General features: G+C 71.1%; 21 protein-coding genes. 8 read left to right on the plus strand and 13 right to left on the minus strand.

Going from position 1 to position 26,850, the window contains the following annotated elements; all coding sequences use genetic code 11:
* Nucleotides 1-209: 209 nt before the first annotated feature.
* The 3 genes from K5L01_RS10410 to K5L01_RS10420 all read right to left on the minus strand — a co-directional run bounded on the left by K5L01_RS10410 (nt 210) and on the right by K5L01_RS10420 (nt 6,487).
* A complete protein-coding gene (locus K5L01_RS10410) occupies nt 210-2,513 on the minus strand; it encodes a family 20 glycosylhydrolase (protein WP_250064325.1) in 2,304 nt (767 codons plus the stop codon).
* Between the two features lie 206 nt (nt 2,514-2,719).
* Nucleotides 2,720-5,380 carry a TonB-dependent receptor gene (locus K5L01_RS10415; protein WP_250064326.1) on the minus strand — a complete coding sequence of 887 codons (2,661 nt, stop codon included), beginning with the start codon at nt 5,378-5,380 and terminating at the stop codon, nt 2,720-2,722.
* Between the two features lie 75 nt (nt 5,381-5,455).
* Complete coding sequence (locus K5L01_RS10420; RefSeq protein ID WP_250064327.1) at nt 5,456-6,487, minus strand: glucokinase family protein; 1,032 nt, start codon at nt 6,485-6,487, stop codon at nt 5,456-5,458.
* A 513-nt stretch (nt 6,488-7,000) separates the two neighbouring features.
* Here K5L01_RS10420 and K5L01_RS10425 point away from each other — a divergent pair.
* The 5 genes from K5L01_RS10425 (at nt 7,001) to K5L01_RS10445 (ending at nt 13,402) form a co-directional block, all read left to right on the plus strand.
* A complete protein-coding gene (locus K5L01_RS10425) occupies nt 7,001-8,293 on the plus strand; it encodes a sugar MFS transporter (RefSeq protein WP_250064328.1) in 1,293 nt (430 codons plus the stop codon).
* A gap of 43 nt (nt 8,294-8,336) precedes the next feature.
* Complete coding sequence (locus K5L01_RS10430; protein ID WP_250064329.1) at nt 8,337-9,413, plus strand: LacI family DNA-binding transcriptional regulator; 1,077 nt, start codon at nt 8,337-8,339, stop codon at nt 9,411-9,413.
* 7 nt (nt 9,414-9,420) lie between these two features.
* On the plus strand, nt 9,421-10,446 hold the full coding sequence (locus tag K5L01_RS10435; RefSeq protein ID WP_250064330.1) for an SIS domain-containing protein: 1,026 nt from the start codon (nt 9,421-9,423) through the stop codon (nt 10,444-10,446).
* Between the two features lie 180 nt (nt 10,447-10,626).
* Nucleotides 10,627-11,766 (plus strand): N-acetylglucosamine-6-phosphate deacetylase, encoded by a 1,140-nt coding sequence (gene nagA, locus K5L01_RS10440; RefSeq protein ID WP_250064331.1) that lies wholly within the window; start codon nt 10,627-10,629, stop codon nt 11,764-11,766.
* Between the two features lie 550 nt (nt 11,767-12,316).
* On the plus strand, nt 12,317-13,402 hold the full coding sequence (locus K5L01_RS10445; protein ID WP_250064332.1) for an acyltransferase family protein: 1,086 nt from the start codon (nt 12,317-12,319) through the stop codon (nt 13,400-13,402).
* Nucleotides 13,403-13,491: 89 nt separating this feature from the next.
* On the opposite strand, the gene K5L01_RS10450 is transcribed toward K5L01_RS10445, so the two are convergent.
* The 3 genes from K5L01_RS10450 to K5L01_RS10460 form a co-directional block, all read right to left on the minus strand.
* Nucleotides 13,492-14,742 carry a multifunctional CCA addition/repair protein gene (locus K5L01_RS10450; protein WP_250064333.1) on the minus strand — a complete coding sequence of 417 codons (1,251 nt, stop codon included), beginning with the start codon at nt 14,740-14,742 and terminating at the stop codon, nt 13,492-13,494.
* A gap of 103 nt (nt 14,743-14,845) precedes the next feature.
* Nucleotides 14,846-16,792, minus strand: coding sequence for a transglycosylase SLT domain-containing protein (locus K5L01_RS10455; RefSeq protein ID WP_250064334.1), 1,947 nt, complete (start codon nt 16,790-16,792; stop codon nt 14,846-14,848).
* Nucleotides 16,793-16,913: 121 nt separating this feature from the next.
* Complete coding sequence (locus K5L01_RS10460) at nt 16,914-17,384, minus strand: Lrp/AsnC family transcriptional regulator (protein ID WP_250064335.1); 471 nt, start codon at nt 17,382-17,384, stop codon at nt 16,914-16,916.
* A gap of 72 nt (nt 17,385-17,456) precedes the next feature.
* Here K5L01_RS10460 and K5L01_RS10465 point away from each other — a divergent pair, with 72 nt between their 5' ends.
* Nucleotides 17,457-18,335, plus strand: coding sequence for an EamA family transporter (locus K5L01_RS10465; RefSeq protein ID WP_250064336.1), 879 nt, complete (start codon nt 17,457-17,459; stop codon nt 18,333-18,335).
* A 138-nt stretch (nt 18,336-18,473) separates the two neighbouring features.
* On the opposite strand, the gene K5L01_RS10470 is transcribed toward K5L01_RS10465, so the two are convergent.
* The 4 genes from K5L01_RS10470 to K5L01_RS10485 form a co-directional block, all read right to left on the minus strand.
* Nucleotides 18,474-19,211, minus strand: a complete 738-nt coding sequence (locus tag K5L01_RS10470; protein ID WP_250064607.1) for an endonuclease/exonuclease/phosphatase family protein — start codon at nt 19,209-19,211, stop codon at nt 18,474-18,476.
* A gap of 76 nt (nt 19,212-19,287) precedes the next feature.
* Nucleotides 19,288-20,130 carry a thiol:disulfide interchange protein DsbA/DsbL gene (locus K5L01_RS10475; RefSeq protein WP_250064337.1) on the minus strand — a complete coding sequence of 281 codons (843 nt, stop codon included), beginning with the start codon at nt 20,128-20,130 and terminating at the stop codon, nt 19,288-19,290.
* Between the two features lie 118 nt (nt 20,131-20,248).
* Complete coding sequence (locus K5L01_RS10480; protein ID WP_250064338.1) at nt 20,249-20,896, minus strand: thiol:disulfide interchange protein DsbA/DsbL; 648 nt, start codon at nt 20,894-20,896, stop codon at nt 20,249-20,251.
* A gap of 90 nt (nt 20,897-20,986) precedes the next feature.
* Nucleotides 20,987-21,772 carry a c-type cytochrome gene (locus tag K5L01_RS10485; RefSeq protein ID WP_250064339.1) on the minus strand — a complete coding sequence of 262 codons (786 nt, stop codon included), beginning with the start codon at nt 21,770-21,772 and terminating at the stop codon, nt 20,987-20,989.
* Nucleotides 21,773-21,900: 128 nt separating this feature from the next.
* On the opposite strand from K5L01_RS10485, the gene yihA reads away from it, so the two are divergent.
* Complete coding sequence (gene yihA / locus K5L01_RS10490; RefSeq protein WP_250064340.1) at nt 21,901-22,539, plus strand: ribosome biogenesis GTP-binding protein YihA/YsxC; 639 nt, start codon at nt 21,901-21,903, stop codon at nt 22,537-22,539.
* Here the strand turns inward: yihA and K5L01_RS10495 are convergent.
* The 3 genes from K5L01_RS10495 to K5L01_RS10505 all read right to left on the minus strand — a co-directional run bounded on the left by K5L01_RS10495 (nt 22,536) and on the right by K5L01_RS10505 (nt 25,145).
* Nucleotides 22,536-23,504: an MBL fold metallo-hydrolase gene (locus K5L01_RS10495; RefSeq protein WP_250064341.1), complete on the minus strand. Its 969-nt coding sequence runs from the start codon at nt 23,502-23,504 to the stop codon at nt 22,536-22,538. The genes yihA and K5L01_RS10495 overlap by 4 nt on opposite strands.
* A 103-nt stretch (nt 23,505-23,607) precedes the next feature.
* Nucleotides 23,608-24,441: a helix-turn-helix domain-containing protein gene (locus K5L01_RS10500; RefSeq protein ID WP_250064342.1), complete on the minus strand. Its 834-nt coding sequence runs from the start codon at nt 24,439-24,441 to the stop codon at nt 23,608-23,610.
* Nucleotides 24,441-25,145 carry a VIT1/CCC1 transporter family protein gene (locus K5L01_RS10505; protein ID WP_250064343.1) on the minus strand — a complete coding sequence of 235 codons (705 nt, stop codon included), beginning with the start codon at nt 25,143-25,145 and terminating at the stop codon, nt 24,441-24,443. The genes K5L01_RS10500 and K5L01_RS10505 overlap by 1 nt, the downstream gene beginning before the upstream one ends.
* A 329-nt stretch (nt 25,146-25,474) precedes the next feature.
* Between K5L01_RS10505 and K5L01_RS10510 the strand changes: the two genes are divergently transcribed.
* A complete protein-coding gene (locus K5L01_RS10510) occupies nt 25,475-26,839 on the plus strand; it encodes a glutamate--cysteine ligase (RefSeq protein ID WP_250064344.1) in 1,365 nt (454 codons plus the stop codon).
* Nucleotides 26,840-26,850: the final 11 nt, after the last annotated feature.

Here is a 26,850-nt window from a genome sequence, read left to right on the forward strand (position 1 = left end):
TGAATTAAAAGAAAAATTTGATTGCATCTGAAAACGAGCAGGCCGGGCGCGGCCTGCCCGTGGCGCCGTGGCGCGCGGGCGGTGCGGGTCCTGCCCGGGGGCCGCTGTCCGCGGCGTTGTCCTGCCGGGTCCGGCGCACCGGGTACGGGCGCCGGAAAGCGGGTATCGGCCGGCGCCGGGGCGCCGGCACTGGCGCCCCGGGCGGTGGCTCAGTCGCGCGGCGTGAGCTTGACCCAGTCCAGCGTCCACAGGTCCGGGCGGGTGTCGCCGGTGAAGCGGATGCAGAGGTCGGCGCGCGCCGCCGAGGCCGGGATCGGCGCCTCCAGCAGCACGAAGCCGTCCGCGTCCGGGGAGGCCGGCAGCGGCAGCGAGACCAGCGGTGTGCCCTTGCAGTCGGCCAGCACCTCCAGCTCGCCATGGGCGGTGCGGGCCGGGGCGAACGTCCGGCTCGGCTCGTCGTTGGCGAGCTGGAAGTTGTAGGGGATGCGCCCGGCACGTACCGCGATGCCGCCGATACCCGTCAGGTCCACGTCCGACCACAGCCAGCACGGGCTGAAGATGTTGACGTTGAAGATGGCGCGCTCGCCGTCGGCCGGACCGTCGTCCTCCAGTCGCAGCAGCAGCTTGGGGTCGCCGGGGCACAACCCGAGCTGGGTGTCGTCGCGGGCCAGCAGCGAGCCGGCATCGAGCGTGAAGGTGCGTGGCGCGGCCAGCGGACGGCCCTGGAAGAAGGCGGCGGCCTGGATCCGTACCGGCACCTCCAGCTGCAGCGGCTGGACATAGCGGGGCGAGCCGGCGTCGACCGCGCTGCCGTCGAGCGTGTAGTGCACCGGATAGCCCAGCGGATTGACCAGGTCCACGCGCACCTGGCCGGTACGGTGCTCGCCCTTGTCGCGCAGGTCCACCTGGAACGGGGTGCGCGCATAGGCGATGCCCATGGCCTGGTAGCGCTGCAGCTGGCGCGGCAGGCGCTGCAGGAACCCGGCGAAATCGCGCTGCGCCCGCGGACTCCAGCCGGTCTCGGCGACCGCGGCCAGGCGCGGGAACAGGTTGTGCTCGAGGTTGCGGTCGTTGCGGGTGTGCTCGTTGAACATGTTGGCCTGCAGGCCGAGGATGTGGGCGCGCTTGTCCGCGGCCAGCTCGTCCGGGACCGGCTCGAACTCATAGGCCTTCTGCAGGGTGATCGTGGTCGGACGGCCCGGCGGTTCGTCCGGCGAATCGGTCTGCAGGTAGTCCATGTACATGTGGGTCACCGGCGTCATGACCACGTCGTGGCCTTCGCTGGCGGCCTTGAGCCCGCCCTCGGTGCCGCGCCAGGACATCACCGTGGCCTCCGGTGGCAGCCCGCCTTCGAGGATCTCGTCCCAGCCGATCAGGCGGCGGTCGTGCCGTTCCAGGAACGTCTCCAAGCGCTTGATGATGTGGCTCTGCATTTCCATTTCGTCCTTGGCGCCGAGCTCGCGCATGCGCTGCTGCACCCGGGCCGAGGCGATCCACTGGTCCTTGACCGCTTCGTCGCCGCCGACGTGCACGTAGCGGGCCGGGAACATCTGGATCACCTCCTCCAGCACGTTCTCCAGGAACTGGAAGGTGCTTTCCTCGGTGTTGAAGAGGTTCTGGAACACGCCCCACTGGTTGTCGATGACCAGCGGCTGGTCGGTGACGCCGAGCTCGGGATAGGCGGCGATCGCCGCGGTGGCGTGCCCGGGCACGTCGATCTCCGGGATCACCTGGATGTGGCGGTCGGCGGCATAGGCGATGACGTCGCGGATCTGCTCCTGGGTGTAGTAGCCGCAGTAGCGGCGCGGCTCGCCGCTGGCGGGGTCGCGGCCGGCGTCGCCCAGCGGTACGCGGCAGCTGCCGACGGCGGTCAGCTCCGGGTAGCGCTTGATCTCCATGCGCCAGCCCTGGTCGTCGGTGAGGTGCCAGTGGAAGGTGTTGAGCTTGTGCTGCGCCATGGCGTCGAGCAGCTTCTTGATCTCCTCCATGCTCTGGAAGTGCCGGGCCGAATCGAGCATGAAGCCGCGCCACGGGAAGCGCGGGGCATCGTCGATGGTGGCGGCCGCGGCCTGGCCGGGGGTGTCGCCGGTCAGCAGCTGGGCGGCGGTGACCGCGCCGTAGAACAGGCCGACGTCGTCGCCGGCGCTGATGTCGATGCCGGTGTCGGAGACCTTGAGCCGATAGCCTTCGGCGGGCCGGGTGGCCGACGGATCGAGGCGGAAGCGGATCTGCGCGGCACCGGTGCTGTCGGCCACGGCGACAGCGGGGCCGCCGTTCTGCCGCAGCAGGTCCACGAACCGCGCCGCGGCGCGGCGCCCGGCGTCGTCGCTGCCTCCGGCACGGGCGGCGTCGCCGAGCACGAAGCCGGCGCCGGGGTCGGCCTGGTAGTGGGCGGGCAGCGGCACCAGCGGCGGCACGGTGCCGGCGGCCTGGGCCTGCAGGGCGGAAAGGCCGAACAGCAGGCAGGGGCCAAGCCAGGGGGCGCGTCGGCGCGGGCGGAGGGACGTCGTCATGGGCGGAGCTCCTGTTGCGGCGGCGCCGGGCGGGCCCGGCGGCGGCCTGGGATTGCGGGGAGTGCATGGCCGGGGCGGACCCGGCACCACGGTAACGGGATTGTGCGGTGGCCGCGCCCGCGGCCGTCCGCACATGAAAACGCCGGGCCCGGAATCGTCCAGGCCCGGCGGTCATGCGTTCCGGCGATGGCGCCTGCCGGAGTGGATCAGAACTTGAAGCGAGCGTTCAAGTAGTACTGGCGACCGTTGCTGTAGAAGGCGGCCGGGATGTCCGCGCTCTGGTAGTACTTGTAGGTCGGGTCGTTGAGGTTCAGCGCGTCCAGGCTGAAGCTCAGCCACTCGGTGGCCTTCCAGTTCAGCGAGGCCGACAGGGTGCCGAAGGAGTCCTGGTAGTACGGGTCGGCGGCCTTCGGGCCGATCAGGAACGAGGACCGGTAGGTATAGCCGACGCGCGCGCCGAAACGGTCGTTCTCGAACCAGACGCCGAGGTTGTAGGTGTCCTTCGAGTTGCCGATCAGGTTGTGGGTGCCGTCGCTCCAGGCACGCGACGAGCTGCCGTCGGAGTAGGTGTAGTTGGCGTCCACGCCGAAGTTCTCGCCGATCGGCTGCTGATAGGCTAGCTCGTAGCCGCGCACCTGGGCGTCGGCATTGACCGGCATGGCGATCAGGTAGTTCTCCATCTGGTTGGTCAGCTCGCTGAACAGCATGCGGTTCTCGCTGCCGAAGGACACGTAGTCCTTCATGTTCATCGAGAAGGCGCCGATGGACAGCAGGCCGCGCGGCATGAAGTACCACTCGAGGTTCACGTCGAAGTTGGTCGACAGCGTCGGCTTCAGCGCGGGGTTGCCGCCGGCGCCGGTGCGGCTGGCGTCCGAACCGCTGGCCGAACCGCCCAGGGCCGAGTAGTCCGGCAGGGTCTGGGTCTGCGATGCGGCGAAGCGCAGCACCAGGTTGTCGTCCAGGTCGAACTTGAAGTTGGCGCTGGGCAGCAGGCGGCCGCGGGTGTTGTTGTACTGCAGGCGGTTCCAGGCGCCGAACAGGCTGCTCACGTCCGGGTCGACGGTCGCCGCCACGAAGGTGTCGATGTCCTGGTCGATCCGGACGTAGCGCAGGCCGACGTTGCCGCTCCAGGCCTCACCGCTGAAGTTGGCCTGCAGGTAGGCGGCGAGGTTCTTCTCGGCCACCTTCCACTCGGCGCCGTAGTTGTGGCGGCCGGTCGGGCCGTGGTCGCCGGACAGCCAGGTGGAGTTGTTGATGACCGCGTTCTTCAGGGTGCTGAAGGAGTAGTACCAGAGGTCGCGCGGGAACTTGCCGCCGATGGAGCTGGCGAAGCCGCCCGGGAAGGCGGTGGTCGGAGCGGTCTGCAGCGCGCCCCAGATGTTGCCCGGGGTGGCGCCTTCGGGCGAGGTCGCTTCGCGTTCGTGCTTGGCGTAGCGCAGGCCGAAGTCGACGCTGCTGAGCATGCCGGTGTTGAAGTACTGGCTGAAGTCGGCGCTGAACCACTTCTCCTCGTCGATCGCCTTGACCCGCTGGTTGCCCCAGGTGCCGAAGCCGGTCACGCCGGCGACGCTGGTGTCGCCGCCGACGTGCCAGTCCATGGGCGCGCCGTTGCCGTGGGAGGTCCAGCCGGCGCCGTTGCCCTCGGCCAGGCTCACCTCGGCGATGAACTGGCGCGGGGTGTCGCCCACGCCCTTGGTGGTGCCGGCCTGGAACTTGGCGGTGAGGTCGTCGTTGACCTGCCAGTCGGCATCCAGGGTGACGTAGCTGCTCTTGGCCGTGGATTCACGGGCGATCATGTCGTAGACGGCGTAGTTCACCAGCGGCTTGCCGGCGTAGCTGGCCTCGGTCATCACCCCGTTCTTGATCACGTAGTGGTCGGGCACTTCGGAGCTGGCGAACGGCGAGCCACTGAACAGCGGGCCCATCATGAAGTTGCGGTTGTAGTTGTCGGCGTCCAGCTTGGAGCTGAAGCCCTCGATGCCCAGGGTGAGGTTGTCGGCCGGCTTGAACTGCAGCGCCAGCAGGCCGCCCTTGCGTTCGCGGGTCTGCTCGAACAGGGTCGAACCGACCAGGATCGGTACCAGCACACCGGCCAGGTTCGGGTCGGCGAGGGCCGCGGGATCATTGGGGGCGATGCGGTTCCAGCCCGACGGCATTTCCTGGGCTTCGCGGCGCAGCTCGCGCTTCTGGCTGAATGCCTGCACCATCACGCCGAAGGTGCCGTCGTCGTTGCGGTAATTGAACAGGCCGGACAGCTGCGGGTCGGTCGACTTGGCCTGCTGTGAGCGCACCGCGCCGATCGAGGCCTCGGCGGTGATCGGCTTGGAGAACTCCAGCGGCTTGCGGGTGATGATGTTGATCGAGCCGGTGGTGCCGCCGTCCTGCAGCTTGGCCTGCGAGGACTTGTAGACCTCCACCGAGCGCACCAGTTCGGACGGCAGCAGGGTGTAGCTGACGCTGCGGCCGACGTTGTTGCCCTGGCTGAGCACGAACCAGTCGGCCGAGCCGACGGTATGGCCGTTGATCAGGGTCTGGGTGAGGCTGTTGCTGGTGCCGCGCAGGCTGACGCGGTCGGCTTCGTCGAAGCCGCCCTCGTCGGCGCTGGACGAGCTGATGTTCACGCCCGGCAGGCGCTGCAGGGTGTCGGCGACGTTGTGCGCCGGCAGCTTGCCGACGTCCTCGGCGGTGACGACTTCGACGCGGGCGTTGGCCTCGCGCTTGGTATCCAGCGACTTCTCCATCGAGCCGCGGATGCCGGTCACGGTCACGGTATCCAGGTCGACGGCACTCTGGGCGGCTTCCTGCGCATGGGCGCTGAAGGCGAGGCAGCTGACGATCGCTGCCGAAAGCAAGGTCTTGCGGTGCATGTTGTCTCTCCTCAACATCGGGATGATGGCACTCGCGTGCCGGGGTACTGCAGGTGGTGCTGGTGCATCTGTTGCTTATGCTGCGGGGGCTTGCGTGGCCATGTTTTCCAGATACCAGCTTGCGGCGCCGATGACGCCCAGCTGCCCGTGCTCGACCAGCTTCACGGGAATGCGCTGCAGCGCCCGCGTCATCGGCCCCTTGTTGAGGAAGCGTTCGACGAAGGTGCTGCCGAGCAGGAAGGGGCCGAGCTTTGGCAGGATGCCGCCGGCCAGGTAGATGCCGCCCTGGATGCCGTAGAGCAGGGCCATGTCGCCGATGGTGGAGCCGAGGATTCCGCAGAACAGGTGCAGGGTGTCCACGGCCAGCGGATCGCTGCCTTCGCAGGCGGCGGCGCTGACGGCGTCGGGGGTGGTGTGCACGGGGGCGTTGCCGCGCACCGCGCACAGGGCGTTGTAGAGGTTGAGCAGGCCGGGCCCGGACAGGGCGCCGTGCTCGATGGAGACGTGTCCGCGCCCGCGCAGCATGTGCTGCAGGACGGCCATCTCCAGTTCGTTGCCGGCGGCCAGGGAAGCCTGTCCGGCTTCGGTGGCGAGCACGACCGAGCGCGTGCCGACGGGGATCCAGACGGCGGCGCCCAGGCCGGTGCCGGGTCCGACGACGAGGGTGGGGCCGCGCTGGGTTTCGGCCGGTCCGGCCAGCTGCAGGACCTGGCTGCCGTCGATGTGGGCGGCGGCGTGGGCGACGGCCTCGAAATCGTTGACGAGATGGACGGCGCGGAAGCCGAGGTCCTCGCGGATGCGGTTGGCCGACAGCGGCCAGGGCAGGTTGGCCGACAGCACGGTGCCGTCGGCCAGGGCATAGCCGGCACTGGCGATGACGCAGTCGTCGACCGCGCCGGTCTCGCCCACGAAGTCGGCCAGGATCGCGCTCAGGCTCGGGTGGTCGGCGCAGCGGTACTTGCGGTAGCCGAGGATCTCCACGCCCGGCTGCGCACCGCCGCGGATCAGGCCGATGCGGACATGGGTACCGCCCACGTCGGCGGCGAGGAAAGGCGGCGCGCCGCTGTCCTGCGGAAAGGGGTGCAGTGTTGAAGCGGCTGCGGTCACTCGGATTCCCTATGGCGTTGTGGGGAGCGCCCGGTAGGCGCCATTCGGGGGCCGAGTCTGTGGCCGTTTTGACAACGATGTCAACGAATCGATGAAACTTTCGATGCTGCATTGCAGCGGCGGACGCGCGCTCTGTCGGCCGAACGCTGTCGCGGGCGTGCCGCGAAAGCGTCGATGAAACCCCGGTGATTGCGATGCCGATGCCGCGCCGCGGCGTCTTCTTGCGCTCGCCGCGGCGGTCGTCGGCATGGTGGCGGCCTGCACGCGCTGTTGACAAACCTTGTGCTGTCAAACCATAAATGTGACAACGTTGTTTCCAGATGGGAACCGTTCACGACCCTGCATGTGCGGACATGCCGTCACCGACGCCGGTGCGGCCCGGGCATCGCGCATGTTCCTCCACGTCCGCATTGCGCTCCCACCGAGGGGCGCGCAGGACGGCGGGGCCGGGCTGGACGGACCGTAGCCACGGGCGGCGTGAACCGCCCTTCTCGTACTGCAGGAGCCTTGCCGATGTCCGCTGTTCCCGCTTCCTCGCCGCGCACCGGCATGGCGTCGTCGATCGCCATCGTCGGCGGTCTGTTCTTCATCCTCGGATTCTTCACCTGGCTCAACGGGCCGCTGATCACCTTCGTGCAGCTGGCCTTCCAGGTCAGCGAGATCGCCGCGTTCCTGGTGCTGATGGTGTTCTACCTGTCCTACTTCTTCCTGGCGATCCCGGCCTCGTGGGTGCTGCGCCGCACCGGGATGAAGCGCGGGCTGGCGCTGAGCCTGGTGGTGATGGCGCTGGGAGCGGCGGCGTTCGGCCAGTTCGCCACCTGGCGGATCTTCCCCGGGGCGCTGGCCAGCCTGTTCGTGCTGGGCGGCGGCATGGCGCTGCTGCAGACCTCGGTCAACCCCTACATCTCCATCCTCGGCCCGATCGAGACCGCCGCGCGCCGGATCGCGCTGATGGGCATCTGCAACAAGATCGCCGGCATCCTGGCGCCGCTGCTGCTCGGCTCGCTGGTGCTGCACGGGGTCGGCGACCTGGCCGCGGAAGTGGCCAGTGCCGATCCGGCCACCCGCGAGGCGCTGCTGTCCGGCTTCGCCGGCGGCATCCGCGGCTTCTACCTGGTGATGTTCGTGATCCTGCTGGTCGCCGCGGTGGCGGTGTGGTTCTCGCCGCTGCCGGAGCTGCAGGCCGAGCAGGCCAACGCGGTGCCGGCGGAGGCCGGCGCGGCCGTGCGCACCAGCATCTTCCAGTTCCCGCACCTGTGGCTGGGCGTGATCTGCCTGTTCCTCTACGTGGGCGTGGAGGTGATGGCGGGCGATGCCATCGGCACGTACGGCCATGCGTTCGGCCTGCCGCTGGACCAGACCAAGTTCTTCACCTCGTTCACCCTGTTCGCGATGCTGATCGGCTACCTCGTCGGCCTGGCGCTGATCCCGCGGGTGATCTCGCAGGAGCGCTACCTGGCGGTGTCGGCGGTGCTCGGCGTGCTGTTCACGCTCGGCGCCTTCTTCAGCCATGGCTACGTCTCGGTCGGCTTCGTGGCGGCGCTGGGCTTCGCCAACGCGATGATGTGGCCGGCGATCTTCCCGCTGGCGATCCGCGGCCTGGGGCGCTTCACCCAGACCGGCTCGGCGCTGCTGGTGATGGGCATCGCCGGCGGCGCGATCATTCCGCAGCTGTTCGCCCTGCTCAAGCACCAGGCGCCGGAACACTTCCAGCTGGTGTTCGCGGCGCTGATGGTGCCCTGCTACCTGTACATCCTGTATTTCGCCCTGGCCGGGCAACGTGCGGGACGCGCGCATGAGGGCTGAATCGAGCATCATTGACGGCAGTCAGTCAAGACAGGAAACAGTGATGCGCAGACCGACCATCAAGGATGTCGCCGAGCGGGCCAAGGTGTCGTTGAAGACGGTGTCACGGGTCATCAACAACGAGCCCTCGGTGATGCAGGCCACCCGTGCGCGGGTGCTGCGCGCGGTCGCCGAGCTGGACTACGAGCCGGATCCGTCCGCGCGCAACCTGCGCAGCAGCACCACCTTCGTCATCGGCCTGGTGTACGACAACCCCAACCCGTACCACATCATCGGGGTGCAGAACGGCGTGCTGTCGGCCTGCCGCGAGACCGGGTTCGGCCTGCAGATCCATCCCTGCGACTCGACCTCGCCGATGCTGGCCGAGGAGCTGGCCGACTGGGTGCAGCGCTCGCGCCTGGCCGGGCTGGTGCTGACCGCGCCGATGTCCGAGCGCCCGGAGCTGGTGGCGGCACTGAATGCGCGCGGCATCAAGACCGTGCGCATCATCGCCGCCACCGAGGATCCGGCCGACGGCGCCTGCGTGTTCGTGGACGACCGCGACGCCGCCTACGAGATCACCGAGCACCTGATCCAGCTCGGCCACCAGCGCATCGGCTTCCTGTGGGGCGGCCCCGGGCACCGTTCCAGCGGCGAGCGCCATGCCGGCTACGAAGCGGCGCTGAAGGATTACGGCATCACCCTGGACAAGCACCTGGTGATTCCCGGCGACTACACCTTCGACGACGGCTTCCGCGGCGCGCGCCGCCTGCTGGCGCTGCGCGACCCGCCGACCGCGATCTTCGGCTCCAACGACGAGATCGCCGCCGGGGTGCTGGCCGCCGCCAACTCGGCCGGCCTCAATGTGCCCTACGACCTGTCCATCGCCGGCTTCGAGGACAGCCCGTTCTCGCGCCAGTCGTGGCCGGCGCTGACCACGGCCAAGCAGGCCACCGGCGACATCGCCCGGCATGCGGCGCGGCTGCTGATCAGCCAGCTGCGCACCGACGCCTACGAAGACAACCCCATGCAGCTGCAGAACCAGGGCTTCGTGCCGCAGCTGGTGGTGCGCGGCTCGACCGCGCCGCTGCGCCAGCAGCCGTTGCGTCCTCCTTCCTTTTCCCCTGAACTTTCCGAGTAGAGCTTCCATGTTGCCCAGCGAGACCGAAACCCTGATGTTCAACGAGGCCGGTTCCAGCGCCTCCGTGATCGCCGCCCAGCTGGCCCGCAACCAGGGCGTGGTGCAGGCCCTGGCCGCCGAGCTGCGGCGCACCCCGCCGCCGTTCGTGGTGACCTGCGCGCGCGGCAGTTCCGACCATGCCGCCACCTACGCCAAGTACCTGTTCGAGACCCAGCTCGGCGTGGTGACGGCGTCGGCGTCGCCGTCGGTGGGGTCGGTCTATGAAGCGCGGCAGCGCCTGCAGGGGGCGCTGTACCTGGTGATCTCGCAGTCGGGCAAGAGCCCGGACCTGCTGCGCAACGCCGAAGCGGCCAAGGCCTCCGGCGCGCGCGTGGTGGCCCTGGTCAACGTCGAGGATTCGCCGCTGGCGCAGCTGGCCGACACCGTGATCCCGCTGGGCGCCGGCGCCGAGCGCAGCGTGGCCGCGACCAAGAGCTACCTTGCCTCGCTGTCGGCGATCCTGCAGCTGGGCGCCTACTGGAAGGACGATCCGGCCCTGGTGGCCGCGCTGGATGCCTTGCCGGCGGCGCTGGGCAAGGCCTGGGAATGCGACTGGCACGCGTTGAGCGATGGCCTGGCCGACGCCCACAACCTGTTCGTGGTCGGGCGCGGGCCGGGCTTGGCCGCGGCGCAGGAGGCCGCGCTCAAGTTCAAGGAGACCTGCGGACTGCATGCCGAAGGCTACAGCTCGGCCGAGGTCAAGCACGGCCCGATGGCGCTGGTCGGCAAGGGCTTCCCGGTGCTGGCCTTTGCGCAGCCGGACGAAACGGGCGCCGGCACCCGTGCTCTGGCCGACGAGTTCGCCGCGCGCGGCGCACGCGTGTGGCTGGCGGGCGAGGGCGGCAACCTGCCGGTGGTCGACGCGCCGCATCCGCTGTGCGCGCCGCTGCTGGTGGTGCAGAGTTTCTACCGTGCGATCAATGCGCTGGCCCTGCGCCGCGGGCACAACCCGGACCTTCCGCCGCACCTGAACAAGGTGACCGAGACGGTCTGATTCACCCGGCCGCGCCGGTGCGCGGCGGACACTGGCCTGGCGGGCACGGGCCGCTGGCGAGGCGGCCGACGGCCGTCGCGCCGCTGCCCGCCCGGCCGCCCCGGCCGCACGCCCCGGCGTGGACGGCGGGCCCCACCCCCCCCCGCGCCTTCCCGGTGCGGGACAGACGGAAGCCGGAAAATGAGTGGATTCGCATTGACCAATGCCCAGGTGCTGGGCAACGACGATTTCCACCGCGGCAACGCGGTGCTGGTGGAGCAGGGCGTGGTGGCCGCGGTGGTGCCGGAGGCCTCGCTGCCGGCCGGGGTGCCGCGCCACGACCTCGGCGGCGGCTGGCTGCTGCCGGGGTTCATCGACGTGCAGGTCAATGGCGGCGGCGGCGCGCTGCTCAACAACACCCCGGACGTGGACGCCCTGCGCGCGATGATGCGCGGCCACCGGCGCTTCGGCACCACCGGCATGCTGCCGACGCTGATCAGCGACGACGCGGCGGTGATGGCGGCGGCCATCGCAGCGGTGCGCCAGGCCATCGCCGAAGGGGTGCCCGGGATCCTGGGCATCCACCTGGAGGGCCCCTACATCGCGCCGGCGCGCAAGGGCACGCACGATGCGGGCAAGTTCCGGGTACCGGGGCCTGACGAAGTCGCGATGGCGACCTCGCTCGACAACGGCACCACCCTGATCACGCTGGCGCCCGAATGCGTGCCGGTCGAGACCATCCGGGCGATGGTCGCCAACGGTGCCATCGTCTGCGCCGGGCACACCGCCGGCGACTACCGGCAGACCCGCGCCGGGCTGGATGCGGGCATCACCGGCTTCACCCACCTGTACAACGCGATGACGCCCCTGCAGGGGCGCGAGCCGGGCGTGGTCGGTGCCGCGCTGGAAGATCCGCACAGCTGGTGCGGGGTGATCGTCGACGGCGTGCACGTGCACCCGGCGAGCCTGCGCGTGGCGCTGGCGGCCAAGCCGCGCGGCAAGGTGCTGCTGGTGACCGACGCGATGCCGATGGTCGGCGCGGACGATCCTTCGTTCGCGCTGTACGGCGAAGTCATCACCGCCGTGGACGGCGTGGTGCGCAATGCCGCCGGGGCGCTCGCCGGCTCGGCGCTGGACATGGCCACCGCGGTGCGCAACACGGTCGGCCTGCTGGGGCTGCCGCTGGCCGAAGCGGCGCGCATGGCGTCGACCTATCCGGCGCAGTTCCTGGGCATGGAGGACCGGTATGGCCACATCGCGGCGGGCTACCAGGCGGACTTCGTGCTGCTGGACGAGGCGCTGCAGGTACAGGCCACCTGGATCGCCGGCCAGCGGGAATGAGGGAGCTCCTCACCCTTCGGGCCGGGAAGGCACGGTTTCCGCGGCACGGGCATGCATGCCTTCGAGCCGCGGAGTGGGATACGGGTGACGCCTCGTAGCGTTTGATCGTACGAAGCCCCGTGTTGATCGGCCCAGGGCGCGGCAACGCGCTTCGCGTGAGCGCGTTACGTCTCTTTGTTCGTGCAGAGCGAAGGTAACCGGAGAAGGCAGGCCCTGCCTCCGTGCCCACGGCACCGACGTGCCGTGGGTCCACGCCGCCGCCGGGAGTCCTCGACGAGGCATCCCGGTCGCGTCGAACGACGACGTGGCTCCCTGCACGTCGCCCCTTGCGGGGGCTTGTCCGTCGGCGCCGTCGCTGCGGAAGGGCACCCGGCAAGTCAAGATCACGAGCAACAGCAACAGCAACAGCAACAGCAACAGCAACAGCAAGCCTCTGCGTGTGGTTCCGGCAAAGGCGGTCGTGTTCTTCAACTGACCGAAGAGCGGGTCAACCGCTTTCCCATGCAGGGCTTGCCAGCCTCCGACACCGTGTTTCCACGGGACACCCTTGATGACCCGCTCCCAATCCAGCCAAGCACCCGCCCGCTACGCCTCGGTCGATGCACTGCGCGGCCTCACCGTGGCGGCCATGCTGCTGGTCAACAACCCGGGTACGTGGAGCCATGTGTACGCACCGCTGGCGCATGCGGAGTGGAACGGCTGCACGCCCACCGACCTGGTGTTCCCGTTCTTCCTGGTGGTCGTCGGCGTCTCGATCGGACTCGGCGTGGTGCCGCGCGTCGAACAGGGCGCCGACCGCGGAGCGCTGACCCGCAGCGTGCTGATGCGCGCGCTGCGCATCATCGGGCTGGGCATGCTGCTGCACCTGCTGGCCTGGTGGTGGCTGGAGCTGCCGCATTACCGGCCGCTGGGCGTGCTGCAGCGGATCGGCGTGTGCTTCGCCGCGGGCGGCCTGGCAGCGATCTGGCTGCGGCCGCGCACGCAGGGGCTGTGCCTCGGCGCGCTGCTGGCCGGCTATGCGGCACTGCTTGCCATCGGCGGCTCGCTGGCGCCGCTGACCAACCTGCCCAGCCGCGTCGACACCGCCCTGCTGGGCCCGCTGCTCTACCAGCATGACCCGGCCACCGGCCAGGGGCACGACCCGGAAGGGCTGTTGTCCACGCTGGGGGCACTGGCGTCCACTCTGGTGGGCCTGCATGCCGGTGCACTGCTGCGCCGGCGTCCCTGGCGGCTGCTGCCGGCCGCGTTGCTGCTGCTGGCGGCCGGCGCACTGTGGTCGCACTGGCTGCCGTTCAACAAGAACCTGTGGACGCCCTCCTACGTGCTGTGGACGGCCGGGTGGGCGTCGGCGGCGCTGTGGCTGGCGCACATCCTGGTCGATTGCAGGCAGTGGCCGCCCGTGGGCCGCCGGTTCGGGGTCAATGCGATCACGGCGTACGCCGGCTCCTCGGCGATGGTGCTGGCCATGATGGCGACCGGCAGCTGGAACGGGCTCTGGCAGCATGGGTTCGACCGCTGGCTGACGCCGCTGGCCGGCGCGCAGGCGGCCTCGCTGGCGATGGCCCTGGCGTTCGTCGCGCTGTGGTGGTGGCCGCTGGCCTGGATGGACAGGCGCGGGATCTACCTGAAGATCTGAGGAGCCGTCCGCGCGGGTCCCGCTGCCCGCCGTCGGGCGGGGGGCAAGGGCCGCGGCTGGGCCGCCATGCGCAGGCGGCCGTCACCGGATCAGGGGGCTTCCGCATCCGGCCGCACGGTCCGACGGGCCCGTTGGACCGCGGCGATGCGTGCCTTCTTCAAGGCTTCGCCCACCGCCGGGCCGCTCAGACCCCCGGCGGCGAGGTCGCGGGCATTGACCGCCAGCGCGGCCGCATGCAGGCGCAGCAGCGTGGTGCGCTGCGGGTAGCCGCTGTCCTCGAAACCGAGCCGGCCGCGCTTGTCGCATTCGCAGGCCAGCGCCATCTGTGCGATGCGTTCGGGACGGCGGAAGCCGTCGCAGCGCCGGATCAGCTCCAGCACCGTGGCATCGCGCAGCTCGTCGATGCGGTGCACGTTGAGGTGTTCGCGGCACACCGCCTCGGCCAGCTGGCGGTGGTCGGCGGGTATCTTCAGGCGTTCGCACAGCGCCGCCAGCGGTTTCAGTCCGCGCTGTTCGTGCATGAGGTGGCGTGGCAGCTGGTCCGCCGGGGTGAGCGCCTTGCCCAGGTCGTGGGTGAGCGCGGCGAAGCCGATCAGGTCGTCGCCCGGCGCCAGCCGCGCGGCCATGTCGCTGACCAGTTCCTGGTGCACGCCGGTATCCACTTCCGGGTGGAACTCGGCGCGCTGCGGCACGCCGTACAGCGCTTCCACCTCCGGCAGGATCGACGCCAGCGCAGCGGTGTCGTGCAGGGTGCGCAGGAATGCGGAAGGCCGCGGCGAGCGCAGCGCCTTGCGCAGTTCCTGCCAGATGCGCTCGGGCACCAGCGCCTCCAGCTCGCCGCTGGCGGCGATCCGTCGCATCAGGTCCGCGGTTTCCGGGGCGAGGGTGAAGCCCAGCGGCGCGAAGCGCGCCATGAACCGGGCCGCGCGCAGCACCCGCAGCGGGTCCTCGACGAAGGCCGGTCCGACGTGGCGCAGCACCCGCGCCTGCAGGTCGCGCACGCCGCCCCACGGATCGACCAGTTCCCCGCTGTCCTCGTCGCGGGCGATGGCATTGAGGGTGAAGTCGCGACGCTGCAGGTCCTGCTCCAGGGTCACCGACGGATCGGCGTCGACCACGAAGCCGCGGTAGCCGCGCCCGCTCTTGCGCTCGGTGCGCGCGAGGGCGTACTCCTCGCCGGTGCGGGGATGCAGGAACACCGGGAAATCCCGGCCCACGGCCTTGAACCCCCGCGCTTCCATGTCCTGCTGGGTGGCGCCGACCACCACCCAGTCGCGGTCACCGGCATCCAGCCCCAGCAGGGAATCGCGGACCGCGCCGCCGACGAGATAGGTCTTCATGCCGGGCATGATGCGTGGAAACGCGGCGATGGCAAAACCCTGCGCGCTCCCTGGCGGGTCCGCCCAGGCGGGCACCGCCGGACGTGGCGCGCCGTGCGCGGACCTATGGCGCCGGGCAGGCGAAGCCGCGCGAGGGCGGGCCGACGCGGCCGGCGATGCGGTCGCCCAGCGGCACCGCCTTGCCGTTGAGGCGCCAGTCGTAGATCACGCTGAAGGCGAGCACGCGGGCGACGTACTCGCGGGTCTCCTTGTAGCTGATGGTCTCGATCCACAGGTCCGGGTCGTAGCCGGGCCGTTGCGACAGCCAGCGCGCGGTGGGTGTCGGGCCGGCGTTGTAGGCGGCGATGGTGACGTAGGGCAGCCCGTCGTAGGTGTCCAGCAACTGGCGCAGGTAGGCACTGCCGAGGGCGATGTTGGTGTCCGGGTCGTACAGGCTGGCGGCACCGCCATAGCCGGCCAGGCCGATGCGCTTGGCGACGGCGGCGCCGGTGGCCGGCAGCACCTGCATCAGGCCCATGGCGTTGGCGGGCGAGCGGGCGTTCGGGTTGAAGATGCTCTCGGCGCGGATCTCGGCGGCGATCCATGCCGGATCCAGGGCGTTGCGCGCGGCTTCACGGCGGATCGTGTCGCCGTGGTGCAGCGGGAAGCGCAGCGTGTACAGGCGCATTTCCTGGCCGCCCTTGAGGCCGAAGACGGCGCGGTCGAACCAGCCCTGTTCGCTGGCGGTCTCCACGGCCAGACGGCGCTGGGTGTCGTCGAAGCGGCTCAGGGCATCGGCCCATTCGCGCGCGGCCCAGGCCGGGCGCGCGAGCTTGGAGAGCTCCAGCGCACGCACCAGCGCCGGGTCGCGGGCCACCGTGGCCCGCGCCTGCGCACTGTCGCCGGGGGTCCATGGGCACAGGGCGTAGGGCTGTCCCAGCTTGTCGGCGGCGAGGAAGCCGTGGAAGGTCGGTTCTCCGGCCACGGCGCGGAAGAGCGGTGCGGCATCGGCGGCGTTCCCGGTCTTCTCCAGCATGCGTGCCTCGAACCAGCGCCAGCGCGAATCGCCGCGCTGCGCCTCGGGCATCCGCCGGATCGCGGCGAGCGCGGCCGGCCAGTCGCCGCGGGCGAGGGCTTCGCGCGTGCGCCATTCGTGCAGCCGTTCGTCGTAGGCCGATTCCGGCACCGCGGCCAGCCGCCGGGCCGAATCGGGCAGGTAGGAGGCCACCGTCCACAGGGCGATCTGGTAGCGCACCTGCGCCTGCTGCGCCGGTTCCAGGGCCAGGGCCTGGACGTACTGCGGCAGCTGCCGTTCGGCGCCGTCGGGGTCGGTCCTGGCCAGCTTGGCCAGGCCGTCGGCGGCGATGCGGCGGCTGCGGGCGGTCTTCGGCCAGTTCAGGGCGCGGGCATCGGGTTGGGCGACGAAGGCCGCATAGTCGTTGGCCTGCGCCAGTTCGGCGGCGGGAAGGCCGCGGGCGGCGTGGCGCATGACGCCGGGCTGCTGGGCGTCGGCGGCGGCGTCGATGCGCTCCCAGCGCAGCGCCGGCGTCAGTCCGCCGCGTTCGGCCAGCGCGGCGAAGACCGGGTCGCAGGCGTCGGGCAGCGACTTGCCGCTGCTGCGCCACAGCGCCTGCACCTCGCCGGTCCAGGCGGCATCGGCCTGGCCGGTGGCGAGACGGGCATTGAGCTGCGCGCAGTGCAGCCCCGGATCGTTGCCCGGTTGCCAGTTGGCGAGCAGCGCCGGCCAGTCCTGGCGCCGCGCCAGTGCCGGCAGCCAGACCGCACGGAAGGCACCGGCCACGGCCTGGCCCTGGTAACGCTTGAGGAAGTCCTGCGCGCGCGCGGTGTCGAGGCTGTCGATGCCGCGCCGCAGTGCGCTGTATTCGAGCCAGCCGTAGAGCGGGTGGTCGCGCAGGGCGGCGGCGGCCGTGGCGTCGAACTGGCCGCGCTCGGCCTGGTCGATCGCCCGGCGCATGGCCTCGCGCCGGGCATCCAGGGACTGGGCGCCGACGCTGGTGCAGACCAGCAGCAGCGCCGTGGCGAGGGGCAGCAGGCAGGGGGTCGGTTTCATCGGCAAAGCATAGCCGGGGCGTCGTCAACAGCGGGACGGCGATCCCGGCTCGCGCCTGAACGCGCCCGGCCGGCCGCTGCATGCCGGGCTGCGGATCCACCGGCGTGCGGCGGACGCCCGGCTACAGCGGCAGTGCGAAATCGCGCTTGAGGGTGCCCAGCGCCACCGAGGTGCGGAAGCGCTCGACGTTGTCGTCCGCACCGAACAGGCGTTCGCTGATGGCCTCGTACTCGTCCATGGACGCCACGGCCAGCACCAGCAGGAAATCGCCGTCGCCGGTGATCGAGTAGCACTGCTGTACCGCGGCCTCCTCCTGTATGCGGCGCTTGAACGGCGCCACCTGCGCGCGCTGTTCGCTGACCATGCGGACCTCGACGATCACGGTCAGCGGACGGCCGACCCGCGCGGCGTCGAGCAGGGCCACGTTGCGGGCGATCACGCCGCTGTCCTGGAGGCGGCGGATGCGCCGCTGCACGGCCGGCGCGGACAGGTGCACGGCCTCGGCGATCTCGCGCTGCGCGAGGCTGTTGTCCCGCTGCAGCAGGGCGAGGATGGCGCGGTCGAAAGCGTCGATGTCGGAAGGCGTGCTCATGATGAGGAAAAGTTGCGCTGGAAGAAGGCCAATCGAGTCCATCGCTCGCCGTCGCCACCCTACACTGGGCGCATGCAGACTTCCCGATTCGCGCCGCTGGTGCCGGTGCTGGCGGTGCTCGGCTCGGTGACTTCGCTGGCCATCGGCACATCCTATGCCAAACATCTTTTCCCGTTGATCGGCGCCCAGGGCACCAGTGCGCTGCGGGTGGGCTTTTCGGCGCTGTTCCTGCTGCTGCTGTGGCGCCCCTGGCGCTGGCACACCCGCCGCGCCGATGCCGTGTCGATCCTGCGCTACGGGCTGACCCTGGGCCTGATGAACCTGCTGTTCTACATGGCGCTGCGGACCATTCCGTTCGGCATCGCGGTGGCCATCGAATTCACCGGGCCGTTGACGGTGGCGATGCTGTCCTCGCGGCGGCCGGTCGATTTCCTCTGGGTGGGCTGTGCGGTGGCCGGGCTGCTGTTGCTGCTGCCGCTGGGCGGGGCGCCGGCGCTGGACCCGGCCGGGGTGCTGTACGCGCTGGGGGCGGCGGCCTGCTGGGGCCTGTACATCGTGTTCGGCAAGCGCGCCGGGCACCTGCATGCCGGCCACTCGGTGTCGCTGGGGCTGACCGCGGCGGCGCTGGTGGTGGTGCCGGTCGGGGTGGTCCACGCCGGCGCGCTGCTGTTGCAGCCACAGGTCCTGCTGGCGGGGCTGCTGGTGGCGGTGGTCTCCAGCGCGATCCCGATGTCGCTGGAGATGATGGCGTTGAAGCGCCTGCCGAAGGAGACCTTCGGCATCCTGATCAGCATGGAGCCGGCGGTGGCCGCGCTGTGGGCGCTGCTGCTGCTTGGCGAATACCTCAGTGGCCTGCAGTGGCTGGCGATCGCATTGACCGTGCTGGCCTCGGTGGGCAGCGCGGCGACCGCGCGGCGGCGTCCTCCGCCGGCGCCCGCCGCCGCCGCGTGAGGCCTCTGGCGGGGCCACGCTCCGCGGCGGCAGCCACCGGCGGTTGCCGGATTTCGAGCTGGAAGCGGCGGGCGACGCCGTCCGGCCTGCCGGCGGAGACCGGGGCCGCGCCGGCAGGCCCGGGACGCCGTGCCGGGTTCAGCGAAGGCTGTTGCGCGGTACTTCGACCTGCATCGCCAGTGCCAGGTGGTCGGAATGGGCGGCGGCGACGGCCGCGGTATCGACGGTCCGCAGGGTGTCGCTGATCAGGATGTGGTCGATCGCCCGCTCCGGCCGCCAGCTCGGGAACGTCGGTACCAGGCACCCGGGGGGCTGCAGCCGGGTCTTGCGGTAGAGCACCTGCATCTCCGGGCGTTCGGCCATGCAGTTGAAGTCGCCCATCAGTACCGCGTTGGGATAGCTGGACAGCAGGTCGGCGATGAAGTCCAGCTGCGACAGGCGCGAGCCGACGCCCAGCGACAGGTGGGCCACGGCCACCGCCAGGCCCTCGCGGCCATCGCCGAAACGTGCCAGCAGCACGCCACGGCCGCCGATGCGGCCGGGCAGGGCGTGGTCCTGCACCTCCACTGGTTCCAGCTTGCTGAGCAGTCCGTTGGCGCTGGAGGCGACGCCGCCCATGCGCCGGTTGGGCTGGTGGCTCCAGTAGTTGAAGCCGGCGCGCTGGGCCAGGTAGTGGGTCTGGTTGGTGAAGCCCGAGCGCAGGCTGCCGGGATCGGCCTCCTGGAGGCCGACGATGTCGCGGCCGCTGGCCAGCCGCGCGATGGCGTCCAGGCTCGAGCGCTTGCTGCCGGCCGGCAGCGCGTGCGACCAGCTGCGGGTGAGGTAGTCGCTGTAGCGGCGCGTGCTGGAGCCGGCCTGGATGTTGGCCGTCAGCAACCGCAGGGTGTGGGGGGGGGATTTCACGGCGGTCAGGACGCGGCGGCCACGCCCGGCGGGCGTGGCCGCGGAGGCGTCATTTGGCGTTGGCGGCGCGTTCGCGAGCGATCAGGTGGTCGGCGATGCGCAGCATGTCGTCGAAGCCCTTGCCCTTGACCAGGTACTTGCCGGCGACCACCAGCGACGGGGTGCCGCCGATCTTGCTGCGCTGGGCGAACTGCTTGGCGCGGTTGGTCTTGGCCACCACCGAGAAGCTGCCCATGGTGTCGGCGAAGGCCTTCGGATCAACCCCGTACTTGCCGTAGAACGCGGCGATGTCCTCGACCGAATCGCGGCCGCGCTCGCCCTTGAGCGACTGCTCGACATGGATGGCCGAATACAGCGCTTCATGGGTCTGCTCCTGCACGCCCAGCGCCTCGGCGGCGTAGAACGCGCGGCCGTAGTCGTCCCACATGCTGCCGAACATGGCCGGCACGTAGACGAAGCTGACGTCCGACGGCAGGCCGGCCTTCCAGGGACCGATGAGCGGCTGGAAGCGGGCGCAGGCGGGGCAGACGTAGCCGAAGAACTCGGCGACTTCGATCTTGCCGACGGCCGGCTGGATCGGCTGGCCGCCTTCGATGACCACGTAGTCGGTGCCGGCGACCGGCTCCGGGCCGACCAGGCGCGCCTGTGCCGGAACCGGGGCCGGCGCGGAGGGGGCGTCCTCGCCGCTGGCGGCCTGGGCCGGGGCGGTGGTCTCGCCCTCGCCCTCGCCCTCGGCGGCGGGTGTGGCCGTGGGGGCGGGCGCGGCTTCGGCGGCGGCCGCCGGCTGCGCGTCGGTCGCCGGGGCGACGGCGTCGGCGGAGCCGTCCTGGGCCTTGCAGGCGACCATCAGCGGAAGCAGGGCCGTCAGGGCCAGTACGAAGCGGATCTTCATCGGTGGATCTCCAGCGGAAATTCGTCGGGTCGTCAGGCCGTCGTGGGCGGCCGCGGGACGCATGATGCCATTATGTGCGGGGTTGTCTGAACCGGCCGCCGGGGCGGCCGGCGGACGCTCAGCGGGCCGCCCCGGCGGCGCGTTCGCGCGCGACCAGTGCGTCGGCGACGCGCAGCTGCTCGTCGAAGTTCCTGCCCTTCACCAGGTACTTGCCATTGACGACCAGCGCCGGGGTGCCGGGAACCCGCACGCGCATGGCGAAGTCGCGTGCCGCCTGCAGCTTCTCATCGACCTGGGCGCTGCGCAGCGCCTCGATGTAGCGCTCCGGCTGCACCCCGTAGCCGGCATAGAACCCGGCCAGTTCCTGCGGCGACACGTTCTGCATCGGCAGGCTCTGCCGCTGGTGCAGGGCCTTGAACAGGTCGCCATGGCTGCGTTCCAGCACGCCGACCTGTTCGGCGGCGTAGAAGGCGCGCGCATAGGCGTCCCAGTGGCCGCCGAAGGCCGCTGGCACCAGGGTGAGGCGCACGTCGGCCGGCAGCTTCGCCGCCCAGGCGGAGAGCTGCGGTTCGAAGTTGGCGCAGTGGATGCAGGGATAGCCGAAGACCTCCACCACCTCGATCTTGCCGGCCAGCGGTGCGAACGGGCCGGGCTCGGCGATCAGTTCGTAGTCCTGCCCTTCCACCGGTGCTTTCGTATCGGCGGCGCAGGCGGCCAGCGGCGACAGCGCCAGCAGCAGGAGGAACAGTCGCGGGAAACGTTTCATGGGGATTCTCCAAGCTGAAATGGATACGCCGACCGCGGAGGTCGGCGTAGCCGCGAACAAGGCCCGGGCCGCGGCGGCGGCCGCAGCGGATCAGGGCCGGGGGGAAGCGCTGGCCAGGTCGCCGTCGTCGGCCCGCGCGTGCAGGCCCTGGACGTAGCTGGACAGGGCCTGGATCTCCTGCTCGGTCAGGCGGGCGGCGACCTCGGCCATTATGCGGAACTGCGACGGGTCGGTCTCCTGGGTCTGCCCGGCCTGGTAGTGCTGCAGGCGCTGGGCGACATAGCCGGCGTACTGCCCGCCGATGTGCGGGTAGGCCGGGCCCGGGTTGCCGGCGCCGGTGGGGCCGTGGCAGGCGAAGCAGGCCGGGATGTCGCGGCCGGCGTCACCGCCCAGGTACAGCTTCTGGCCGATCTCGTAGAACTTCGTGCCGGCATACGGGCCGTCCTCGATCACCATGTCGTCGGCCACGCCGGCGCCGCTGCGCTGCCCGGCGTAGAACGCGCCGATGTCGCGCATGTCCTGCGCGGTGAGGTCCTGCACGAAGGGCAGCATGGCGGCCACCGCGCCCTCGGTGCGCTGGCCGCCGGCGATCAGCGCCAGCTGCCGGGCGGTATAGGTTTCGCTCTGTCCGGCCAGCCGTGGGTACATCTCCACCGGGGAGTTGCCGTCGGCGCCATGGCAGGCGGCGCAGACCTGCGCCTTCTCCTCGCCGGCGGCGGCGTCGCCGGCCACGGTCTTGCCGAGATCGATCTCCAGCGGCGCGGTCTGCACCGGGGCGTTGTCGGGCACCGGGATGACCGAGCTCTGTGCGAAGGCGACGACGGCGATGAGCGGAACGGCGAAGGCGGTGATGGCTGAGACACGAGCATGGCGCATGCGGAAGCTCCGTGTTGGACAGGCCGGGCGGGTTCCCGGCCGGCATCGGTCGGATTATCGGCGCCGTTTCCTCGCAGGGTCAACGCGCGATGCCGCATGCGGCGCCGCGGCATGCGATCCTATGTCCCATGTCACAGCTCCTAGAACGCGCCCATTACCTGCTTTCCGCCCACAACGCCCGGCAATTGCCGCCCGATGCGGGTGCCGAAGTGGCGTTCGCCGGCCGCTCGAATGCCGGGAAATCCAGCGCGCTCAACGCGCTGACGCGCCAGAACGCGCTGGCCCGGGTCTCCAAGACGCCCGGGCGCACCCAGCAGCTGGTGTACTTCCAGGTGACCCCGGAAGCGCACCTGGTGGACCTGCCCGGGTACGGGTACGCGAAGGTGCCGCAGGATCTGCAGGCGCACTGGCAGGCCTTCATCGACACCTATTTCCGCACCCGCCAGGCGCTGCGCGGACTGGTGGTGGTGATGGACATCCGCCATCCGCTGAAGGACTACGACCGGCAGATGCTGTCCTACGCGGTCCAGCGCGGCCTGCCCGCGCATGCCCTGCTGACCAAGGCCGACAAGCTCGGCCGTGGGCAGCAGGGGCTGGCGCTGCAGAAGGTCCGCAAGGAACTGGTGGCCGCCTACGGGGACACCGTCGGCGTGCAGACCTTTTCCGGCGAATCGCGTCTGGGCGTGGACCAGGCGCGGTCGGTGATCGGTGCCTGGCTGGGCCTGAACCCGCCGGCGCCGGACGGCGGCGACCGGCCAGCGGGCTAAGGGACCAGCGGCGAGAACTCGCCCGGCACCCAGGCGAAGCCGTCGCCTTCGCTGCGCACATGGCCCAGGCCGGGGAACGGCAGGTGCGCGCCGGCCACCCAGCTGCCGCGCGCGGCGGCCTCGGCCATGATCCGGCGGCGGCTGGCGATGGCGGCGGGACGGTCGCTGTCGGCCTCGTAGCTGGCCTCCGGCCGGGCGAACTGCACCGCATGGAAGTGCACGATGTCGCCCCAGACCAGCAGCTGTCCGCTGCCGCCGTCGATGCGCCATGAGACATGGCCCGGGGTATGCCCGTGGGTATCCACCGCGGTGACGCCGGCCGGCAGCGGGGTGCCGGGAGCGAAGCGCCGCAGCCGCCCGGCCGCCTGGTAGGGGGCCACCGCGGCCCGGGCCAGCGGGAACGCGAAACGCAGCGCCCGCGGTGCGCGGGCCTCATTGTCCGGATCCAGCCAATAGTCGGCGTCGGCCTGCGACAGCCAGACGGTGGCCTTGGCGAAGGCCGGCCGGCCGTCGGCGTCGAGTACCCCGCACAGATGGTCCGGATGGGCGTGGGTCAGCAGTACGTCGTCGACCTCCGCCGGGTCGTAGCCGGCCGCGCGCAGGTTGCCCAGCACCTGGCCGAGCCCGGGACCGAAGCACTGCGCGGTCCCGGCGTCCACCAGCATCAGGTGCGTGCCGCGCTGCACGAGGTAGGCGTTGACCGCGGTCTGCAGGCCTTTGCCGTCCTCCGGGACGTAGCGCTGGTCGAGCAGGCGGACGACGGCGCCGGGATCGATGCCGACCAGCTCCTGCCGGCCAAGGGCGACGGTGCCGTCGAACAGCGCGGTGACCTGCAGGTCGCCGATCCGCTGGTGGTACACGCCGGGGACCTGGGTGCCGGGGTGATGGGCGGTGGCGGCCTGGACGGGGCAGCCGAGCAGCAGCAGGGCCGCGGCGGCGAGGTGGCGGAGCGGGGGCAGGGGCATGGCGGAAGGTTCCAGGACAGGCGGCGGTGCCGCGGGCGTTCCATGCTGCGCCGGGGCGTGCGCGCGTACCGCTCAGAATGCGCCGCGCGCCGCTCAGGACGGTTCAGCTGTTGCCGATGGCCGAGGGGTCCATGCCGTAGCGTTCGGCGAAGCGCCGGTTGAAGCTGGACAGCGAGCGGTAGCCGGCGCGCGCGGCGACGGTTTTCAGGGGCAGGCGCGAGGTGTAGAGCAGCTGCATGGCATGGGCCAGGCGGGCGTCGCCGACCAGTGTGCGCAGGGGAGCGCCTTCGGCGGCCAGGCGGCGGCGCAGGGTGGCGCCGCTGAGGCCGAGGTGCGCTTCGAAGTCGCGCGATTGCCAGGCGCGGTCCGGATGCGCGGCGACCAGGTCGCGGATGCGGTCGCCGAGGCTGGGCGCCGGGGGAACCAGCAGGCCGCCCTGGCCCTGGTTGCAGAACGCCACGGTGAGGGCGGCCAGGGCCAGCCGCGCGCCGGTGTAGTCGCCGCGCTCCAGGGCCTGGCGCCAGTGCAGCAGCGGCGTGCCGTGCGCGGCCAGCGGCAGGCGAGTCAGCGTATCGCCGGGCCCGGGCAACGGGCCGCTCCACAGCGCGCGTGCCGCGGCCAGCACCTCGCTGCACAGCGGCACGATGGCGCTGAGGTAGAGGCCGGTGTGCGGATCGGGCAGGTTGACCACGTCGATCCGGCAGCGGCGGGTGACCAGGAACAGGTCGCCGGGGGCCAGCTCCAGGCGTTTCCCGGCAACGCTTGCGCGCTTGCGGCCCTGCAGCAGGATCGCGAACTGCGGGTGCGGGATCTCCACCGACGAGGCGCCATGCTCGCGGCGCGCGGTGACGCAGGCGTAGCCTTCGGCGCGCGGGCAGTCGGCCAGCGTCGCCAACTGTGCGAGCAGCGCCGCGGCGGGCTGCGGGCCGGTCTCCATCAGCCGCCGCTGCGGGTGTCGAACAGGGTGCCGATGGCGGCGGCCGCGGCCATCGCCAGGGCGCCCCAGAACATCACCCGCAGGGCCCCGCGCAGGCGCGGCGCGCCACCGACGTGGGCCGCCATGGCGCCGGTGGCGGCGAGGCCGGCAAGGGTCGACAGGGTGGTGATCGGCGCCACCCGGGCATGCGGCGCCAGCAGGGCGGTCAGTACCGGCAGGGCGGCACCGGCCACGAACGCGGCGGCCGAGGCCAGGGCCGCCTGCAGCGGCCGCGCACGGAGTTCGTCGGTGATGCCGAGTTCATCGCGCGCGTGCGCGCCCAGCGCATCGTGGGCGGTGAGTTGTATGGCCACCTCGTGCGCCAGCTCCGGCGACAGGCCGCGGCGGCGGTAGATGCCGGCCAGCTCTTCCAGCTCGGTGTGCGGGTCGCTGTCCAGCTCGTGCCGTTCCAGCGCCAGGTCGGCGCGTTCGGTGTCGGCCTGCGACTGCACGGAGACATATTCCCCGGCGGCCATCGACATGGCGCCGGCCACGGTGCCGGCCACGCCGGTGGCCAGCACCGTGGAGGCCGGGGCGCCGCTGGCGGCGATGCCGACCACCAGGCCGGCGACCGAGACGATGCCGTCGTTGGCGCCGAGCACGGCGGCGCGCAGCCAGCCGACGCGGTCGGAGCGGTGGGTTTCCGTATGTGCGGGGCGGTCCATGGCGCCAGTGTAGGGGGCGGCGATGTGGGTTGTCGCATGCGTGCCGCGCTTACGGCCGCCGGGCATGCGGTCACCGATGGGATGCTGAAATCCGCCACATCCACATGCCGGCAATGATGGCCACGATATAGTGCGCGCCAGGAACCGGTTCGCGAGTGCGTCGTGAGCGCAGGCCTGCGGTCCTGGATGGAATGGCGCGGGTGCACACCGCCGTTGGCCATGCCGGTAACAGGACCCAGGGCCGACGCCGCGGGCACCGGGCCGGTTCTTGTGATGCCGGGGGCCGACCCCCATGTCCCCGCCCTGAACCGAACCGTGCGAGCCAGACCTTGTCGAGTCCCAGCCACGTCGCCGACACCCCCATCACCGACCGCGATACGCTGCTGCAGAGCATCGCCACGGGCGAGAAGCCGAAGACGCAGTGGCGCATCGGCACGGAGCACGAGAAGTTCGGCTTCCGCCTCGACGACCTGCGTCCGCCGGCCTACGAGGGCGAGCGCGGCATCGCCGCGCTGCTTGCCGGGCTGACCCGTTTCGGCTGGGAGCCGGTGCGGGAGGACGGCAACACCATCGCCCTGCTGCGCGACGGCGCCTCGGTGTCGCTGGAGCCGGCCGGGCAGCTGGAGCTGTCCGGCGCCGCGCTGGAGAGCATCCACCAGACCTGCGTGGAGACCGGCACCCACCTCAACGAGGTGGCGCAGGTGGCCGGCGAGCTGCAGCTCGGCTTCCTCGGGATGGGCTTCCAGCCCCGCTGGGCGCGCGCGGACATGCCGTGGATGCCCAAGGGGCGGTACCAGATCATGAAGCGCTACATGCCCCGGGTCGGCACGCTCGGCCTGGACATGATGACCCGGACCTGCACGGTGCAGGTCAACCTGGATTTCGCCAGCGAAGCGGACATGGTGAAGAAGTTCCGCGTGTCGCTGGCGCTGCAGCCGATCGCCACCGCGCTGTTCGCCGATTCACCGTTCACCGAGGGCCGTCCCAACGGCTACCTGAGCTACCGCTCGCAGATCTGGACCGATACCGACCCGGACCGCACCGGCATGCTCGATTTCGTGTTCGAGGACGGGTTCGGCTATGAGCGCTACGTGGACTACCTGCTCGACGTGCCGATGTACTTCTCGTATCGCGACGGCGTGTACCACGACCTCAGCGGACAGTCGTTCCGGCGCTTCCTGGAGGGAGGGCTGGAGGCGTTGCCGGGCGCGCTGCCGACGCTGCGCGACTGGTCCGACCACATGACCACCGCCTTCCCGGAAGTGCGCCTGAAGAAGTACCTGGAGATGCGCGGCGCCGACAGCGGCCCGTGGAGCCGGATCTGCGCGTTGCCGGCGTTCTGGGTGGGACTGCTGTACGACCAGACCGCGCTGGACGCTGCCTGGGACCTGGTGAAGGATTTCAGCCTGGCCGAGCGCCATGCCCTGCGCGACGGTGTACCGGAGCAGGCGATGAACCTGCCGTTCCGCGGCGGCAGCGTGCGCGACCTGGCGCGGCGCGCGCTGGAGATCTCCCGCGAGGGCCTGCGGCGGCGCGCCGCGCTCAATGCCGACGGCCAGGACGAGACCCGCTTCCTGGACGTGCTGCAGGAGATCGTCGATTCCGGAAAGACCGCCGCCGAGCGCAAGCTGGCGCTGTTCCACGGCGCCTGGAACGGCCGCGTCGACCCGGTGTTCCGCGAGTTCGCCTACTGACCGCGGGGCCG

It is taken from the genome of Stenotrophomonas mori, assembly GCF_023556335.1.
GTDB classification, from domain to species: Bacteria; Pseudomonadota; Gammaproteobacteria; order Xanthomonadales; family Xanthomonadaceae; genus Stenotrophomonas; species Stenotrophomonas mori.